The following is a 15,629-nucleotide window of genomic DNA, read 5'->3' on the forward strand; positions in this document are numbered from 1 at the left end:
TCCATTACCTTGCGCGTAAAGCACGCCGTAAGTTTTACCTCGGGCGAGGCCGCGTCGAAATGTTTGCGGGCGCCACCCTAAATGTCGGCGTGTACTGCGCCGTTAAAAAGCCCAGCATCATGCAGACAATGCATTGCGAGCCGTGCGTGTTTCGCTGACGAGCGCGCACGGCTCGCAACGCCCGGACATTTGCGGAGAAATCATGTTTGTCGTTATCGGATGGGTAGTCGTCATCGGCTCCGTCATCGGGAGCTTCATGGGGGTCGGCGGTCACCTCGCGGCCCTCGTTCAGCCTTTCGAATTGCTGTGTATTTTCGGCGCGGCCATCGGGGCTTTCGTCGTATCGAACCCCACGTCCACGCTCAAGAAAACATTGCAGGCGCTGCCCAAGGTTTTCAAAGGCGGTGGGTATAGCAAAGAGAAATACCTGTCGCTCATCGCGTTGCTGTACGAACTGCTGCAAAAGGCCCGCAAGGAAGGAATGATGGCGCTCGAAGCAGACGTCGACGCGCCCGAGTCCAGCCCGGTCTTCCAGAAGTACGAACACGTGATGGCGGATCATCACCTGCTCGATTTCATCGTCGATTACCTGCGCATGATGTCGGCGGGCAACGTGAACGCGCTCGAATTGCAGGACCTGATGGACGAGGAACTCGAGACGCATCACACGGAAAGCGCGGTGGCCGCGAACGCCATTCAGAAGATGGCCGATGGCTTGCCGGCATTCGGCATCGTCGCCGCGGTGATGGGCGTGGTGCATACGATGGGCTCGGTGGGCGCTGCGCCCGCCGTGCTCGGCGAGATGATCGCGGGTGCGCTCGTCGGCACGTTCCTCGGCATCTTGCTCGCATACGGCTTCATCGGCCCGCTCGCGGACCTGCTCAACGCGAAGGGCGCCGCCGAAGCCAAGCCGTTCCAGTGCGTGAAGTCCGTGCTGCTCGCATCGATGAACGGCTACGCGCCGACGGTCGCTGTCGAGTTCGGCCGCAAGGTGCTCTTCACGGCGGACCGTCCGAGCTTCAAGGAACTGGACGACGCCGTGCGCGCCACCAAGACGCCGAAGTCGGCCTGACCCGCTGCTGCGTAGACACAAGGAGCATCGTTCATGGCTGAAAGACCGTCACGCGACCCGTTGCAATCCGTGCTCGCGCCCACTGTCGTCGTGCGTCGCAAGAAGAAGGGCGGCGGCCACGGCGGCCATCACGGCGGCGCGTGGAAGATTGCCTACGCGGACTTCGTGACTGCAATGATGGCGTTCTTCCTCTTGATGTGGCTGCTCGGCTCCACGTCGAAGTACGACAAGGAAGGCATCGAGCAATACTTCAATACGCCGCTCTCGGCGCTGTTCGGCAACGAAGGCGGCGCCTCCGCGCATACGAGCGTCGTCAACGGCGGCGGCAAGGACCTGTCCAGCTCGCGTCCCGGCGAAGCCAACAAGAGCCAGACGCAGCCGGTGCCGCCTTCCATCGCGCGCGCGGCAGTCGCTGTCGACGACATGCAGCGTCTTCAACAGTTGAAGCAAAAGCTGACCGCGCTGATCGAAAACACGCCCGCATTGCGCGCGTTCAGGGATCAGATCCGCATTGCGATCACGAGCGAAGGCTTGCGCATCGAAATCGTCGATTCACTGAAGCGGCCGATGTTCGCATCGGGCAGCTCGAAGCTCGAAAGCTATGTGACGACGATTCTGTCGAACATCGGCGCATCGCTCAACGACGTGGACAATCGCGTGTCGATTGCAGGGCATACGGATGCCGTGCCTTACTCCGGCAACCAGAAAGGCTATTCGAACTGGGAACTGTCGAGCGAGCGCGCGAACGCGGCGCGGCGCGCGCTGGTCGCCGGTGGCATGAACGAAGGCAAGGTGCTGCAGGTGCGCGGTCTCTCCGACGTCCTGCCGCTCAACAAGGACGTCATCGACGAGCCGACGAACCGGCGCATCAGCATTCTCGTGCTGAACAAGGCGGCTGAACTCGCGTTCTTCCGCGATGGCGGACGCACGACGGTCGATCAGGCACTGCCCGCCGACGCTGCGATTCCCGCTGCCGTCGCGGCGAAATCGAACACGCCGGTCGCTGTCGTCAAGTAAGCCGTAATTGGTTCGCGTGAGCCTCGCGCTTACGCGAACCACTCCGTCGCGGTCTGCACGACGAGCCAGATGTTAGCGGCGCTGATCACGACGAAAAGCAGCCACGCGATGAGCTTCGTATGCGACGCGTTCGCGAAGCTGCCCATGAGCGTGCGATCGCTCGTCATGCGAATCAGCGGATACAGCGCGAACGGCAATTGCAGACTCAGCACGACCTGGCTCGCGACGAGCAGCTTGCCGACCGCGCCGTTACCGAGCATATAGACACCGATCAGCGCAGGCACGAGCGCGAGCGCCCGCGTGATGAAGCGCCGCTGATAGCACGGAATCTTCAGGCGTAGAAAGCCTTCCATGATGACCTGCCCTGCAATGGTCCCCGTGAAGGTGGAGCTCTGACCCGAAGCGAAGAGCGTCACTGCGAACAAAATCGCGGCAAGCCCGCTGCCGACGATGGGCGCGAGCAGCTTGTATGCGTCCTCGATTTCGGTCACTTGCGTGTGACCGGTCGCATGAAACGCGGAGGCCGCGAGAATCAGGATCGCGGCGTTGATCAGGAGCGCAAGCATCAATGACGCAATAGTGTCGAGCCGCGAAAGCCTGATCGATGAAGCGAGAGCCTTCGGCTCGCGAGTGACCACGCGTGTCTGCACGATGGACGAATGCAGATACAGGTTATGCGGCATCACGGTCGCGCCCAGAATGCCGATGGCGAGATAGAGCGGCTCGCGCTCGGACAGCACGTTGATCGACGGCACGAGTCCCGCCGCGACGGACGGCCAGTGCGGTCTGACGAGCGCCAGTTCCACGATGTATCCCACGCCGATGGTCGCGATGAGCCCGAGCATGATCGCTTCGAGGTCGCGGAAGTTCTTGCCCTTCAGCCCCAGCACGATCAGCGTATCGAATGCCGTGAGAATCACGCCCCACATCAGCGAACAGCCGAAGAGCAGATGAAACGCGAGCGCGCCGCCGAGCACTTCGGCGAGATCGCACGCGATGATCGACAACTCCGCGAGCATCCATTGCGCATTGGCGACAGGCTTCGCGTAACGCTCGCGCGATAACTGCGCGAGATCGCGGCCGGTGACGATGCCGAGGCGCATCGACAGGCATTGCAGCACCATCGCCGCGATGCTCGACAACACGACGACGAACAGCAGGCTATAGCCATAGCGCGAGCCTGCTTCGATGTCGGTTGCCCAATTGCCCGGGTCCATGTAGCCGATCGAGATGAGCAGCCCCGGCCCCGCGAATTGCAGCAGCTTCTTCCATAGCGGCGTGCCCGGCGCAACGACGACGGAGCCTTTCACTTCTGACGGGCAGAACGGAGCGGTAGCGGTAGTCGGCAGCTTGAACGGCAATTGATCGTATCCGGTTCGATGAAAAGGCGCGGCGTTGAACCCTTCGTCCGATGGGCGGGCTTCGCGCGCAGGCGAGTCTATCACTGGCCGTGCCGTCTTTCAGGCAGCCGACACGCGTGCGCCGCTGACTGAAACGTCATGTGCGCGCCAGCATCTCGTCACGGTACGACAAATAGAATTCAGCCGTGGCGAAAGCGCTGTTCTCTGCTTTCGCTCACCGTCCCGACCGCATGCCGCGATCGCCATTCACCCGTATCAGGAGTTCGCCATGAAACTCGTCATGCGTATCGTCGCCGCCGCGCTCATCGCCTCGCCCGTCGCCGCGATGGCCCAGCAAGGCCTCACGCGCGATCAGGTCAAGCAGGACCTTCAGCAACTGGAGCAGGCCGGCTATCGGCCGGCGGCACGCGAGGCGTTCTATCCCAATGACATCGAAGCGGCCGAAGCACGCGTGCATGAAGGCACGGCGTATGGCGCATCGCCGGAAGGCACGTCGGCCTCGGGCGGTACGATGTCGAATACGCCTTCGCAGCAGATGCCGCAATAGTCCGCGCATTCGTTCACTGCATTCCCTCGCAGCGTCCGATAAAACCGCCGCAAACAGGCGAATTCTTGCTAACGCTCGTGCTTACAATGGACCGGTCCACGGCGGCTCTGCCGTGGACGCATTGGATTTGCGTCCGTCCATCATCTGCATGAGGAGTTCGCCATGAAGCCAGTCACGCGCATTGCCATCGTTGTGTTCGCACTCTCGCCGCTTGCCGCCGCCGCGCAGTCGAACGGTCTGACACGGCAGCAAGTCCGCGACGACCTGATCCGAGCCGAGCGGGCCGGATACTTTCCGGGCGTCGACGATCAACGATATCCCGGCAGCTTCCTCGACCGACGCGAGGGCATCTATACCGGCGCAAGCGTGTATCGCACGGCGGCTCCGCAATCATCACCCAACGACACCAACGGCAACGTGAACTGATGCCATTACGGAGCGATCGGCTCGCGCGGTCGCTCCGCGATTCATAAACGTCCGAACGTTCGGGCGTAATCGATCGAATATGACGGCAGCGCCATTTTCGCGTCATTATCTCGTTGGTGCCCGCGCACTACCATATCGGCACCGAACGTAAGGCGCCCGCCTCTTCGTGGAACGCCGCGCGCTGACAAGCACGATTCCGGCGCCCTTCCCCGCACTCTCCTAACGACTCAATGTGGATCGTCAACGTTGCGCTGAAGCGCCCCTATACGTTCATCGTCATGGCCATCATGATCGTGCTGGCCACGCCGTTCGTCCTCTTGACGACGCCGGTAGACGTGCTGCCAGAGATCGACATTCCCGTGGTCAGCATCATCTGGACGTACACGGGCTTGTCGTCGCAGGACATCGCCAATCGCATCACGTCCGTCAACGAGCGCAGTCTCACGACGACGGTCAATAACATCGAGCACATCGAGTCGCAGTCGCTTCCGGGCATCGCGATCATCAAGCTGTTCCTGCAGCCGACCGCCAACATTCAGACGGCGATTGCGCAGACGGTCGCCGTCGAACAGGCGCAGCTCAAGCAGATGCCGCCGGGCGCGACACCGCCCCTCGTCATCAGTTATTCGGCGTCGAGTATTCCGGTGATCCAGCTCGGCCTGTCGAGTCCCAAGCAGTCGGAACAGGAACTGAACGACACCGCGCTCAACTTTCTGCGCCCGCAACTGGTGACCATTCCGGGCGCGGCCGTCCCGTATCCGTATGGCGGCAAGACGCGCCTGATTTCCGTGGACCTGAACACGCGCGCGCTTCTTGCCAAGGGCCTCACGCCGATAGACGTGGTGAGCGCCGTCAACGCGCAGAACCTGATTCTTCCGACCGGGACCGCGAAGATCGGCTCGAAGGAATACACGATCAACATGAACGGCTCGCCGACGACGGTTGCGGGCCTGAACGACATCCCGGTGCGCACGGTGAACGGCGCCACCACGTACTTGCGCGAAGTGGCGCACGTACGCGACGGCTCCTCGCCGCAGACGAATATCGTGCGACAGGACGGCCGGCGCGGCGTGCTCATCTCCGTGTTGAAGAACGGCAATGCGTCGACGCTCGCCATCGTCAATACGTTGCACAGCCTTTTGCCGCAAGCGCGCGCGGCGCTGCCGCAAGATCTTAAGATCACGGCGCTCTTCGACCAGTCCGTCTTCGTCAAGGCCGCCGTCGAAGGCGTGGTGCGCGAAGCGCTGATTGCCGCCGCGCTGACCGCCGCGATGATCCTGCTCTTCCTCGGCAACTGGCGCAGCACGTGCATCATCGCTGTCTCGATTCCGTTGTCGATTCTTTCTTCGCTGCTCGCATTGCATGCGCTCGGGCAGACCATCAACATCATGACGCTCGGCGGCCTGGCGCTTGCTGTCGGCATACTGGTCGACGACGCGACCGTGACGATCGAGAACATCGAGCGCCATCTGCACATGGGCACAGACTTGCATGAAGCGATTCTCGAAGGCGCGGGCGAAATCGCCGTGCCAGCGCTCGTTTCGACGCTATGCATCTGCATCGTGTTCGTGCCGATGTTCTTCCTGACCGGCGTGGCCCGCTACCTGTTCGTGCCGCTCGCGGAAGCCGTCGTCTTCGCGATGCTCGCGTCCTATGTGCTCTCGCGCACCCTCGTGCCGACGCTCGCGATGCTTTTGATGGGACACGCGCACGCAGCGGATGCGAAGGCCAAACCGAATCTTTTCATGCGGCTGCATCGCCGGTTCGATCATGGCTTCGAACGCATGCGCGCTGCTTACATCGTCATTCTGAGCAGCCTGCTCGTGCGGCGACGCGTCTTCGGCTCGCTATTTCTGGGGTTCTGTCTGTTGTCGGCAGGACTGGTATTCGTGCTCGGCGAAGACTTCTTCCCGAGCGTGGATGCCGGCGATATCCGCATGCACATGCGCGCCCCGACCGGCACGCGCATCGAGGAAACGGCGCGTCTTGCGGACGAAGTGGAGAAAGTCGTGCGCAAGGTCGTGCCGCAGGACGAACTCGCCACCATTCTCGACAACCTCGGCCTGCCGTATAGCGGCATCAACTTGTCGTATAGCAACGCGGGCACGATCGGCACGCTGGATGGCGAGATACAGGTCGCGCTCAAGCCCGATCATGCGCCGACGCAAACCTACATCGACCAGTTGCGTTCCTTGCTGCCGCGCCTTTTTCCCGGCGTCGAATTCTTCTTTCAGCCAGCGGATATCGTCACGCAAATCCTGAACTTCGGTCTTCCCGCGGCCATCGACGTGCAGATCCAAGGGCAAAACCAGCAAGGCAATTTCCAGGTTGCCAGTAACCTGATGAAGCAGATACGCATGATCCCCGGCAACGTGGACACGCATATCCAGCAGAAGCTCGACCAACCCACGCTCAATCTCGTGATGGACCGCACGCGCTTGCAGCAGCTCAATCTGTCTGCGAGCAATGTCGCGCAAAACGTGCTGATTTCGCTGTCGGGCAGCTCGCAGACGTCGCCGGGCTTCTGGTTCAATCCGCGCAACGGCGTCGAATACAACATGGCGGTGCAGACGCCGCAGTATCAGATATCGTCGGTCGATGAACTGATGCGCACGCCGGTATCCGCGCCCGGCACGGGGCCGACGCAATTGCTCGGCAACCTCGTGCGCCTCTCGCCGCAGAGTCAGTTCGCGGTCGTGTCGCACTACAACATCCGCCCTGTCATCGATATCTTCGTGAGCGTGGAAGGACGCGATCTCGGCAGCGTCGCGCGTCGCGTGAACGAACTCGTCGATCAGGCGCGGGGCACGCTGCCACGCGGAAGCCAGATCGCCGTGCGCGGACAGGTGGAGACCATGCGCACATCGTTCTTCGGCCTGGGCGTCGGCGTCGCGATGGCGATCGTCCTCGTGTATCTGCTGATCGTCGTGAACTTTCAGTCATGGATCGACCCGCTCATCATCGTGAGCGCATTGCCTGCCGCGCTTGCAGGCATCATCTGGATGCTCTTTCTCACCGGCACGCATCTGTCCGTTCCGGCGCTGACCGGCGCAATCATGACGATGGGCGTCGCCACCGCCAACAGCATCTTGATGGTGTCCTTCGCAAGGCAACGCCTCGCGGCCGGCGCGCCGCCGCTCACGGCCGCGCTCGAAGCCGGCGCGAGCCGCATTCGCCCCGTGTTGATGACCGCCTTCGCGATGATCATCGGCATGATTCCGATGGCGCTCGGCCTCGGCGAAGGCGCGGAGCAGAACGCGCCGCTCGGCCGCGCGGTCATCGGCGGCCTGCTCTTCGCAACGGTATCGACGCTCTTCTTCGTGCCGCTCGTGTTCGCCGGCATTCACGCGCGGCTCGCACGCCGCGCGCGGCGCAAAGACGAAGCGCAGCATCACGATCAACATTGAACCGCATTACGCCCGAAGCCGAACATGACTGAAAAGAACCACGCATCGCTGGCCATTCCCGCTCGCGATCCCGACGAAGGCCCGGCGTTGCCGCCGCGCAATCTCGAATGGAAGCGCGCGAAGATTGCAATCGTGATCGTGCTCGCGCTGCTGGCGATAGGCGCCGCGCGCACGGTCGTGAGCGACCTCTTGCATAACCGTTCGGTCGCCACGCGCACGCAGCAGAACGCGCAGCAATACGTCAACGTGGCGTCGCCGACACAGACGGACGGCAGCGGCGAGACCACGCTGCCGGGCACGTTGCGCGGCTTCGTCGAGTCGCCGATCTACGCGCGCGCAACCGGTTATCTGCTGCACTGGTACGTCGATATCGGCGCGCGCGTGAAGCAAGGACAATTGCTCGCCGATCTCGACACGCCCGAGATCGATCAGGAACTCGCGCAGGCCGTCGCGCAACGCGACCAGACCGCATCGAGCCTCGGGCTTGCGAAGACATCGCTCGAACGGTGGAAGCAATTGCGCCAACGCGATGCGGTTTCCCAGCAGGAACTGGATGAACGCCAGAGCACCTATAACCAGGATGTCGCGAACCTCGCGGCAGCCGATGCCAACGTGAAGCGCCTGCGCCAGCTCGAATCGTTCAAGCGTATCGTGGCGCCGTTCGCTGGCGTCGTCACACAGCGCAATGTCGATGTCGGTGATCTCATCGATGCGGGCAGTGGCGCAAGCCGTGCGCTCTTTGCGCTCGCGCAGTCCGATCCGTTGCGCGTGTATGTGCAACTGCCGCAGGCGTACGCGCAGAACGTGTCGGTCGGGCAGCAGGTGGTCGTCACGCAAGCCGAGTTGCCGGGACAACAGTTCCACGGCAAGATCACGCACATCTCCGGCGCGATCGACGTGCCCACGCGTTCGCTGCAAATCGAAGTGACGTTGCCCAATGCCGATGGACGTCTGCGCCCCGGCGCGTATGTGCAGGTCGCGGTGCCGTCCGTCGCGCATGCGCGCCTGATCGTTCCCGGCAATGCGTTGTTGTTTCGCTCGGAGGGTCCGCGCCTCGCCGTCGTCGATTCGAGCGGACATGTGCATCTCCACAAGATCGTGATCGCGCAGGATCTCGGCCAGACGCTGGAAATCGAGAGCGGCATCGAAGCGAACGACAAGATCATCATCAACCCGAGCGACTCGGTGGCGGACGGCGATCATGTCGTGATCGCGCCGCAACAAGGCCAGCAGCACGAGCAGCAGCAACAACCGCAGCAACCCGAGCAGCAGGCGAGCGACAAGAAGGCCGCATCATGAGACGCATCGCCTCTATCGCGTTGCTGTCGATGCTCGCGGCCTGCACGGTCGGACCCGACTATCAGCGCCCGCTTGCCGAGACGCCGCCGACATGGAAGACGGACTCGTACTGGCGCGTGGGCGAGCCTTCGCATGCGCCGCTTGCTCTCGACTGGTGGCGCGGCTTCAATGACGACGTTCTCGACGGGCTCGAAACGCAGGCGCTCGCGCAGAACCAGACGCTCGCCGCCGCCAGCGCGCATTACGAGCAGGCTCGCGCGACACTCGCGCAGACGTCATCGCTCGCGCTGCCCGAAGTAGATCTTGGCGCACAGGCGGCACGCACGCGCACTTCGCGCAATCGCCCGGTGAACAACTACAGCACGCCGAGCATGTCGACCGTGCAGAACGACCTCAAGCTCGCGCCCACGGTCGATTACGACCTCGATCTGTTCGGCCGCATTCGCCGCGAAGTGGAAAGCGCGCAGGCATCGGAAGACCAGACGCGCGATGACCTCGCCAACGCGCGCCTCGTCTTGACCACCGATCTCGCGAGCGCTTACTTCTCGATGCGCGAACTCGATGCTGAGATAGACGTGCTCAATCGCTCGGTGCAGTTGCAGGAGAAGGCGCTCGACTACGTGAACACGCAGCATAGTCTCGGCGCGGTATCCGGCCTCGATGTGTTGCAACAGCAATCGCAGCTCGATTCGACGCGTGTGCAAGCGCAACTGCTGCTCAATCAGCGCGCGCAATACGAGCATGCGATCGCCGCGCTGGTCGGCACGCCCGCGCCGCGATTCTCGATTGCCGCGAAGGTCGATGAACGCCCGATTCCGCCGATACCGCTCGGCGTGCCGAGCGACGTGCTGCAACGCAGACCCGACGTCGCGTCCGCGGAACGCGCGATGGCCGCCGCCAACGCGCAGATCGGGGTCGCGAAAGCCGCGTTCTTTCCGAGCCTCACGTTGCACGGCTCCATCGGCTGGGAAAGCACCGCGCTCACGAGCCTGATCTCTGCGCCGAGTCTCTTGTGGACCATCGGCACGATGGCGAGCCAGGTCGTGTTCGATGGCGGCCGTCGCTCGGCGGCGGTCGCATTCGCGAGCGAGGGGTATCGCGCAACCGAAGCGAATTACCGTCAGACCGTGCTGAACGCGTTCCAGCAAGTACAGGACGGCATCGTCGGGCTCTCCGTGCTGGACGGCGCGGCAAAACAGTCGCATGCCGCCGTGATGGATGCGCAGCGTCTGCTCTCGCTCGCGAATGACCGCTATTCCGGCGGCCTCGTCGCCTATCTCGATGTCATCACGGCGCAGCAGCAGTTGCTCACGAGCGAGCGGCAGGACGTGCAGATTCGCGGCCAGCAGCATACGGTATCGGTCGCGCTCGTGAAGGCATTGGGCGGCGGATGGGATGTGAGCGAACCGGCGCAGACGCAAGATGTCGCCGACGCGCGGGCCAAGTGAATACCGCCGCGACACAATAAGCACACACTGAACACACAGGTGCAGGCATGAAAGTCCTGATAGTGGAAGACGAACACAAGGTGGTCGATTACCTGCGTTCCGGCCTGACCGAGCAGGGCTGGGTCGTCGATGTCGCGATGGATGGCGAAGAAGGCACGCATCTCGCCGTCGAATACGACTACGACGTGATCGTGCTCGACGTGATGCTGCCGCGGCGCGATGGCTTCGCCGTGCTCAAGGCGCTGCGCATGCAGAAGTCGACGCCGGTCATCATGCTCACCGCGCGCGATCACATCAATGACCGCGTGCGCGGACTGCGCGAAGGCGCGGACGACTACCTCACGAAGCCGTTCTCTTTTCTGGAACTCGTCGAGCGGCTTCATGCGCTCGCACGGCGCACGCGCGCGCAGGAATCCACGCTGATTTCGGTCGGCGATCTTTACGTCGATCTGATCGGACGACGCGCAACGCGGGACGGCGTGCGCCTCGATCTGACCGCGAAGGAGTTTCAGCTTTTGAGCGTGCTCGCGCGTCGTCACGGCGATATCCTGTCGAAGACGGCGATCACCGAGCTCGTATGGGAAGTGGATTTCGAAAGCCATACGAACGTGGTCGAGACCGCAATCAAACGCTTGCGCGCGAAACTCGACGGACCATTTCGCACGAAGCTGCTGCATACGGTGCGCGGCATGGGCTATGTGCTCGAAGTGCGCGAGCCGCGCGATGCACGTGACACGAGGGAAGACGCGAGGCCATCATGAACGTTCCGTGGGCAGCATCGCACGACGGTCCGCACGCACAGAATCTGCCGCGTTCGCAGCGTTCCATCGCGCGGCGGCTTGCGGTCATGTTCGCGCTCGTCGCGCTGTTCGTGTTCTCGCTCGTGGGCTCGGGGCTTTTTCTCGTGCTTCGCGTGCAGCTCGAACAGCACTTGCGCGATTCGCTCGACAACCGCGCCGAGATTGCGCGGCTCATCGTCACGCATGTGTCCAACGCGGACAAGTGGAAGATCGCGAAAGAGAAGCTCGCGGATATCACGCCGCGCGACGGCTCCACGCTTTTCGCCGTGACGAGCAACGACGCGCGCTTCAGCTACGGCACGCCGCCTGCGGGGCACGTCACCAAACGCGTGCTCGGCGGCTATGCGCGCTTCAAGCCCGAAGGCCGCGCGTACGACATGCTGATGACCACGCTCACGATCCCGCCCAACGCCGACCGTCCGCCGCTACAGCTTTTCGTCGCGGTGGATTGCTCGCCGAACGTGCGCACCATGCGCGTATTCGGCGTAGCGCTCGCCGCACTGACGGCGCTCGCGACGGTTGCTGTATTGCTGCTGAGTTACTCGGTCGCGCGGCTCGGGCTAGCGCCGCTCACGCGGCTCACGCGCGATGCGCAGAGCGTGAGCCCGAACAATCGCTCGCAACGGCTCAACACGCGTTCGTTGCCGCTCGAACTGGAAGACCTCGCGAAGTCATTCAACGGCGCGCTGGAACGACTCGATCATGCATACGGGCGTCTCGAAGCATTCAACGCCGATGTCGCCCACGAATTGCGCACACCTGTCACCATTCTCATCGGTCAAACCGAAGTGGCATTGACGCGGGATCGTCCAATAGAAGAATTGCGTCATACGTTGCAGTCGAATCTGGAGGAATTCGAGCGCGTGCGCGCGATCATCAACGACATGCTGTTCCTCGCGCGCGCCGATCAGGGCGAACGCGCGACGGGCCTCGTGGAAGTGTCGCTCGCCGCGGAAGTGCAACGCACGCTGGACTTCCTCGAGATTCCGCTCGAAGAAGCGCACGTGCGCGCGGTATCGAGCGGAGATGCGCGGGCTTTCGTGAACACATCGCTATTCGGACGCGCGTTGTCGAATCTCGTGATGAACGCGATTCAGCATTGCGCGCCGGGCGCGACCATATCGGTTTCGATCAAGCGGGAGCAGACGCGCGTGCGCATAGCGGTCGCCAATCCCGGCGAGCCGATTGCGCCGCACATCATGGAACATCTGTTCGACCGCTTCTATCGCGCGGAGAGTTCGCGAACGAATAGCCGCGAGAATCACGGGCTCGGGCTTGCCATCGTGAAAGCGGTCGCGGAGATGCATCGCGGCACGGTGTCGGCCACGAGCGCGAACGGCATCAATACATTCGCGTTCTCCGTCGCGCGCTTCGGCAACCACGATCGGCCGATGCACGAACTACGCATGCGCGGCACTGAGCATACCCTCGCGAAGAACGGCGCGCCGCACTCATCGCAGACACGCGAAGGCAAGATCGGCGTGCGGCCCGCCGGATGACGAGGCAAGGGGTCAACCGACGCTCAGTTGCGCCATCTCTGTCTCCACGATGAGCTTCTTCAACTCCGGCACGCACGACCCGCAATTGCCGCCCGCCTTCACGCAGGCGGTGACTTGCGCCGCTGTTTTCAGCCCTTTCTCGCGGATCGCGTTGCAGATCGTGTTGCGGCCCACGCCAAAACACGAGCACACCGTCGGTCCCGTATCCTCGCCCTTGCCGATCGCCTGGCCGAGCAAGAGGCTCGCGCGGTCTTCATCGCTCAGACGCTCCTTAACGAAGAGACTCGCGAGCCAAGCACGCGCCGGCAGGTCCGGGCGCTCGCTGATGAACAGGCAACTCTCGATGCGATCGTCTACCACGTGCGCCGCGCGATACACGCCCGCGCTCTTGTCTTCATACTCGATCCAGTCGGCGTGCGGATCGTCGACGCCGAGAAACGCGCGCGCCCAGTCGTGATGTTCGCCATGCGAGGCATCGAAGCGATTGCGTCCCGCGAGTTCATAACGCATGAAACGGTCGCCGTGAACGCGCGTCCAGTGCGTGACCGAATCGAGCGCCGGCGTGCTGCGCGAAAGCGAGAAACCGTGCCACGTCACATGAAATTTCTCGACGGCCACGGGCGTATGCTTGAACTCGGGCTCGCCCGACACCGGATCGACAACGGGATTCACTACTGCGCTCACGCGCGCATCCGATGCCACCTGGTCGTTCCAGTGAATCGGCACGAAAACGCTGCCGCGCTGCATGCCGCCGCTGTGTTGCACGCGAGCGATCATGGAACCCCAGCGGCTCGTGATCCGCGCCAGTTCGCCTTCACGCACGCCGCATGCGAGCGCGTCTTGCGGATGCATGTCGATGAACGACTCGCTGATATGTCCTGCGAGCTTCGCTGAACGACCGGTACGCGTCATCGTGTGCCATTGGTCGCGCACGCGTCCGGTATTGAGCACGAACGGGTAGTCGCTATCGGGCGCATTGACGGGTGCGCGCGGCGGCGTTGCGATGAAACGCGCGCGGCCGTCTGCATGACTGAACCGGCCCGTTTCGAACAACCGTGTGTTGCTGGCGGCTTTGGTGGCACGCAAAGGCCATTGCACCGGCTCTAGTGCATCGTATTGCTCGCGTGTCAGATCGCTCAGTCCGCCGATATGGAATGCGCGATACACGCCGCTTTCCGCATCGTTGCGATACGAGGAAAGACGCGCGTGTTCATCGAAAATCTCGTGCGGCGCGTCGAAGTCGAAACCATCGTAGCCCATGCGCCGCGCCACATCGCAGATGATGCGCCAATCGGCACGCGCATGTCCCGGCGCGGGCAGAAACGCGCGCTGACGCGAGATGCGCCGCTCGGAGTTGGTCACCGTTCCTTCCTTCTCGCCCCATCCGAGCGCGGGCAACAGCACATGCGCGAAGGCATTGGTATCCGTCTTCTCGATGATGTCCGATACGACGACCAGTTCGCACTTGTCGAGCGCCCGCTTGACGCGATCGCCGTCGGGCAGACTCACCACCGGATTCGTGCCCATGATCCACACTGCCTTCACGCGGCCCGTTTCGATCGCGTCGAACAGTTCGACGGCTTTCAGACCCACGCGCGCTGCCATGCGTGGCGAAGACCAGAACGTCTGCACCGTGTCGCGGTGCATCGCGCTATCCAGTTCGAGATGCGCGGCGAGGGTGTTGGCGAGGCCGCCGACTTCGCGGCCGCCCATCGCATTGGGCTGGCCCGTGAACGAGAAAGGCCCCATGCCCGGCTTGCCGATGCGCCCCGTCGCCAGATGACAGTTGATGATGCTGTTGACCTTGTCCGTCCCCGCGCTCGACTGATTGACGCCCTGCGAATAGACGGTGACAACACGCTCGGTGCGCGTGAAAAGTCGATAGAACGCGAGCAGGTCGTGCGCATCGACCTTGCAGTCGCGCGCCACTTGTTCGATGTCCGCGGCTCCCGCTGCCGAAAGCGCCGCGTCGTAGCCATCGGTATGCGCGTCGACGAACGCGGCATCCGTTGTGCCATGCGCCGCGAGAAACGCCAACAGTCCGTTGAAAAGCCGGACGTCGCTGCCGGGTTTCAATGGGAGATGCAGGTCCGCCATCTCGCACGTCGCGGTGTAGCGCGGATCGATCACGACGATCTTCACGTCCGGCCGCGCTTCCTTCACCTTCATCATGCGCTGAAAAAGGATCGGATGGCACCACGCCGTGTTCGATCCGACGAGCACGATCAGGTCCGCGAGTTCGAGGTCTTCGTAGTTCATCGGCACCAGGTCTTCGCCGAATGCGCGCTTGTGCCCCGCCACCGACGACGACATGCAGAGCCGCGAATTCGTATCGATGTTCGCGCTGCCGATATAGCCCTTCATGAGCTTGTTCGCGACGTAATAGTCCTCCGTCAGCAGTTGCCCCGACACATAGAACGCAACGGCATCCGCGCCGTGTTCGGCGATGATGCGCGCAAAGCCGCTCGCCACCGTGCCGATCGCATCGTCCCACGACACGTCGCTGAGTGCGCCCGTCGCCTTGTCGCGCAACTTCGGATTCAGCAGCCGCCCTTCGAGGCCCACCGTATCGCCGAGCGCGGAGCCCTTCACGCACAGACGGCCGAAGTTCGACGGATGCGCTTCGTCGCCTGCAATCGCAACGTCGACCGGCGTGCGCCGTGTCGCGACGACGCCGCATCCCACGCCGCAATAAGGGCATGTCGTGCGCACGCCGACCGGATCGGCGCGCGTGATGGGAATGATGTCCATGC

General features: G+C 63.0%; 11 protein-coding genes. 9 read left to right on the forward strand and 2 right to left on the reverse strand.

Annotation, left to right across the window (positions count from 1 at the left end; translation table 11 throughout):
• The first annotated feature begins 202 nt into the window (after positions 1 to 202).
• Both motA and motB read left to right on the forward strand, forming a co-directional pair.
• Positions 203 to 1,072 (forward strand): flagellar motor stator protein MotA, encoded by an 870-nt coding sequence (gene motA, locus LDZ24_RS17450; RefSeq protein WP_248322488.1) that lies wholly within the window; start codon positions 203 to 205, stop codon positions 1,070 to 1,072.
• Between the two features lie 33 nt (positions 1,073 to 1,105).
• A complete protein-coding gene (gene motB / locus LDZ24_RS17455) occupies positions 1,106 to 2,089 on the forward strand; it encodes a flagellar motor protein MotB (protein WP_248322489.1) in 984 nt (327 codons plus the stop codon).
• 29 nt (positions 2,090 to 2,118) lie between these two features.
• Here the strand turns inward: motB and LDZ24_RS17460 are convergent, their stop codons facing one another.
• Positions 2,119 to 3,450, reverse strand: coding sequence for an Nramp family divalent metal transporter (locus LDZ24_RS17460; RefSeq protein ID WP_248322490.1), 1,332 nt, complete (start codon positions 3,448 to 3,450; stop codon positions 2,119 to 2,121).
• Between the two features lie 268 nt (positions 3,451 to 3,718).
• On the opposite strand from LDZ24_RS17460, the gene LDZ24_RS17465 reads away from it, so the two are divergent.
• The 7 genes from LDZ24_RS17465 (at position 3,719) to LDZ24_RS17495 (ending at position 12,876) form a co-directional block, all read left to right on the forward strand.
• The gene (locus tag LDZ24_RS17465) at positions 3,719 to 3,997 is read left to right on the forward strand and encodes a DUF4148 domain-containing protein (protein ID WP_248322491.1); all 279 of its coding nucleotides are present in this window, start codon (positions 3,719 to 3,721) and stop codon (positions 3,995 to 3,997) included.
• A gap of 162 nt (positions 3,998 to 4,159) precedes the next feature.
• A complete protein-coding gene (locus tag LDZ24_RS17470; protein WP_248322492.1) occupies positions 4,160 to 4,423 on the forward strand; it encodes a DUF4148 domain-containing protein in 264 nt (87 codons plus the stop codon).
• Between the two features lie 230 nt (positions 4,424 to 4,653).
• Complete coding sequence (locus tag LDZ24_RS17475) at positions 4,654 to 7,830, forward strand: efflux RND transporter permease subunit (RefSeq protein WP_248322493.1); 3,177 nt, start codon at positions 4,654 to 4,656, stop codon at positions 7,828 to 7,830.
• 24 nt (positions 7,831 to 7,854) lie between these two features.
• Positions 7,855 to 9,129: an efflux RND transporter periplasmic adaptor subunit gene (locus LDZ24_RS17480; protein WP_248322494.1), complete on the forward strand. Its 1,275-nt coding sequence runs from the start codon at positions 7,855 to 7,857 to the stop codon at positions 9,127 to 9,129.
• Complete coding sequence (locus tag LDZ24_RS17485; protein ID WP_248322495.1) at positions 9,126 to 10,577, forward strand: efflux transporter outer membrane subunit; 1,452 nt, start codon at positions 9,126 to 9,128, stop codon at positions 10,575 to 10,577. The genes LDZ24_RS17480 and LDZ24_RS17485 overlap by 4 nt, the downstream gene beginning before the upstream one ends.
• Positions 10,578 to 10,624: 47 nt before the next feature.
• A complete protein-coding gene (locus tag LDZ24_RS17490) occupies positions 10,625 to 11,338 on the forward strand; it encodes a heavy metal response regulator transcription factor (protein WP_175941383.1) in 714 nt (237 codons plus the stop codon).
• On the forward strand, positions 11,335 to 12,876 hold the full coding sequence (locus LDZ24_RS17495; RefSeq protein ID WP_256465396.1) for a heavy metal sensor histidine kinase: 1,542 nt from the start codon (positions 11,335 to 11,337) through the stop codon (positions 12,874 to 12,876). The genes LDZ24_RS17490 and LDZ24_RS17495 overlap by 4 nt, the downstream gene beginning before the upstream one ends.
• 12 nt (positions 12,877 to 12,888) lie before the next feature.
• Here LDZ24_RS17495 and LDZ24_RS17500 read toward each other — a convergent pair whose 3' ends face one another.
• Positions 12,889 to 15,627, reverse strand: a complete 2,739-nt coding sequence (locus LDZ24_RS17500; RefSeq protein WP_248322496.1) for a nitrate reductase — start codon at positions 15,625 to 15,627, stop codon at positions 12,889 to 12,891.
• Between the last annotated feature and the right edge of the window lie 2 nt (positions 15,628 to 15,629).

The organism is Caballeronia sp. Sq4a (genome assembly GCF_023170545.1).
Taxonomy (GTDB): domain Bacteria; phylum Pseudomonadota; class Gammaproteobacteria; order Burkholderiales; family Burkholderiaceae; genus Caballeronia.

What these genes read in the sequence shown, in the direction of transcription:
- motA (WP_248322488.1), top strand. Translation starts at nt 203, where the DNA reads ATGTTTGTCGTTATCGGATGGGTAGTCGTCATCGGCTCCGTCATCGGG.
- motB (WP_248322489.1), top strand. Translation starts at nt 1,106, where the DNA reads ATGGCTGAAAGACCGTCACGCGACCCGTTGCAATCCGTGCTCGCGCCC.
- LDZ24_RS17465 (WP_248322491.1), top strand. Translation starts at nt 3,719, where the DNA reads ATGAAACTCGTCATGCGTATCGTCGCCGCCGCGCTCATCGCCTCGCCC.
- LDZ24_RS17470 (WP_248322492.1), top strand. Translation starts at nt 4,160, where the DNA reads ATGAAGCCAGTCACGCGCATTGCCATCGTTGTGTTCGCACTCTCGCCG.
- LDZ24_RS17475 (WP_248322493.1), top strand. Translation starts at nt 4,654, where the DNA reads ATGTGGATCGTCAACGTTGCGCTGAAGCGCCCCTATACGTTCATCGTC.
- LDZ24_RS17480 (WP_248322494.1), top strand. Translation starts at nt 7,855, where the DNA reads ATGACTGAAAAGAACCACGCATCGCTGGCCATTCCCGCTCGCGATCCC.
- LDZ24_RS17485 (WP_248322495.1), top strand. Translation starts at nt 9,126, where the DNA reads ATGAGACGCATCGCCTCTATCGCGTTGCTGTCGATGCTCGCGGCCTGC.
- LDZ24_RS17490 (WP_175941383.1), top strand. Translation starts at nt 10,625, where the DNA reads ATGAAAGTCCTGATAGTGGAAGACGAACACAAGGTGGTCGATTACCTG.
- LDZ24_RS17495 (WP_256465396.1), top strand. Translation starts at nt 11,335, where the DNA reads ATGAACGTTCCGTGGGCAGCATCGCACGACGGTCCGCACGCACAGAAT.
- LDZ24_RS17500 (WP_248322496.1), bottom strand. Translation starts at nt 15,627, where the DNA reads ATGGACATCATTCCCATCACGCGCGCCGATCCGGTCGGCGTGCGCACG.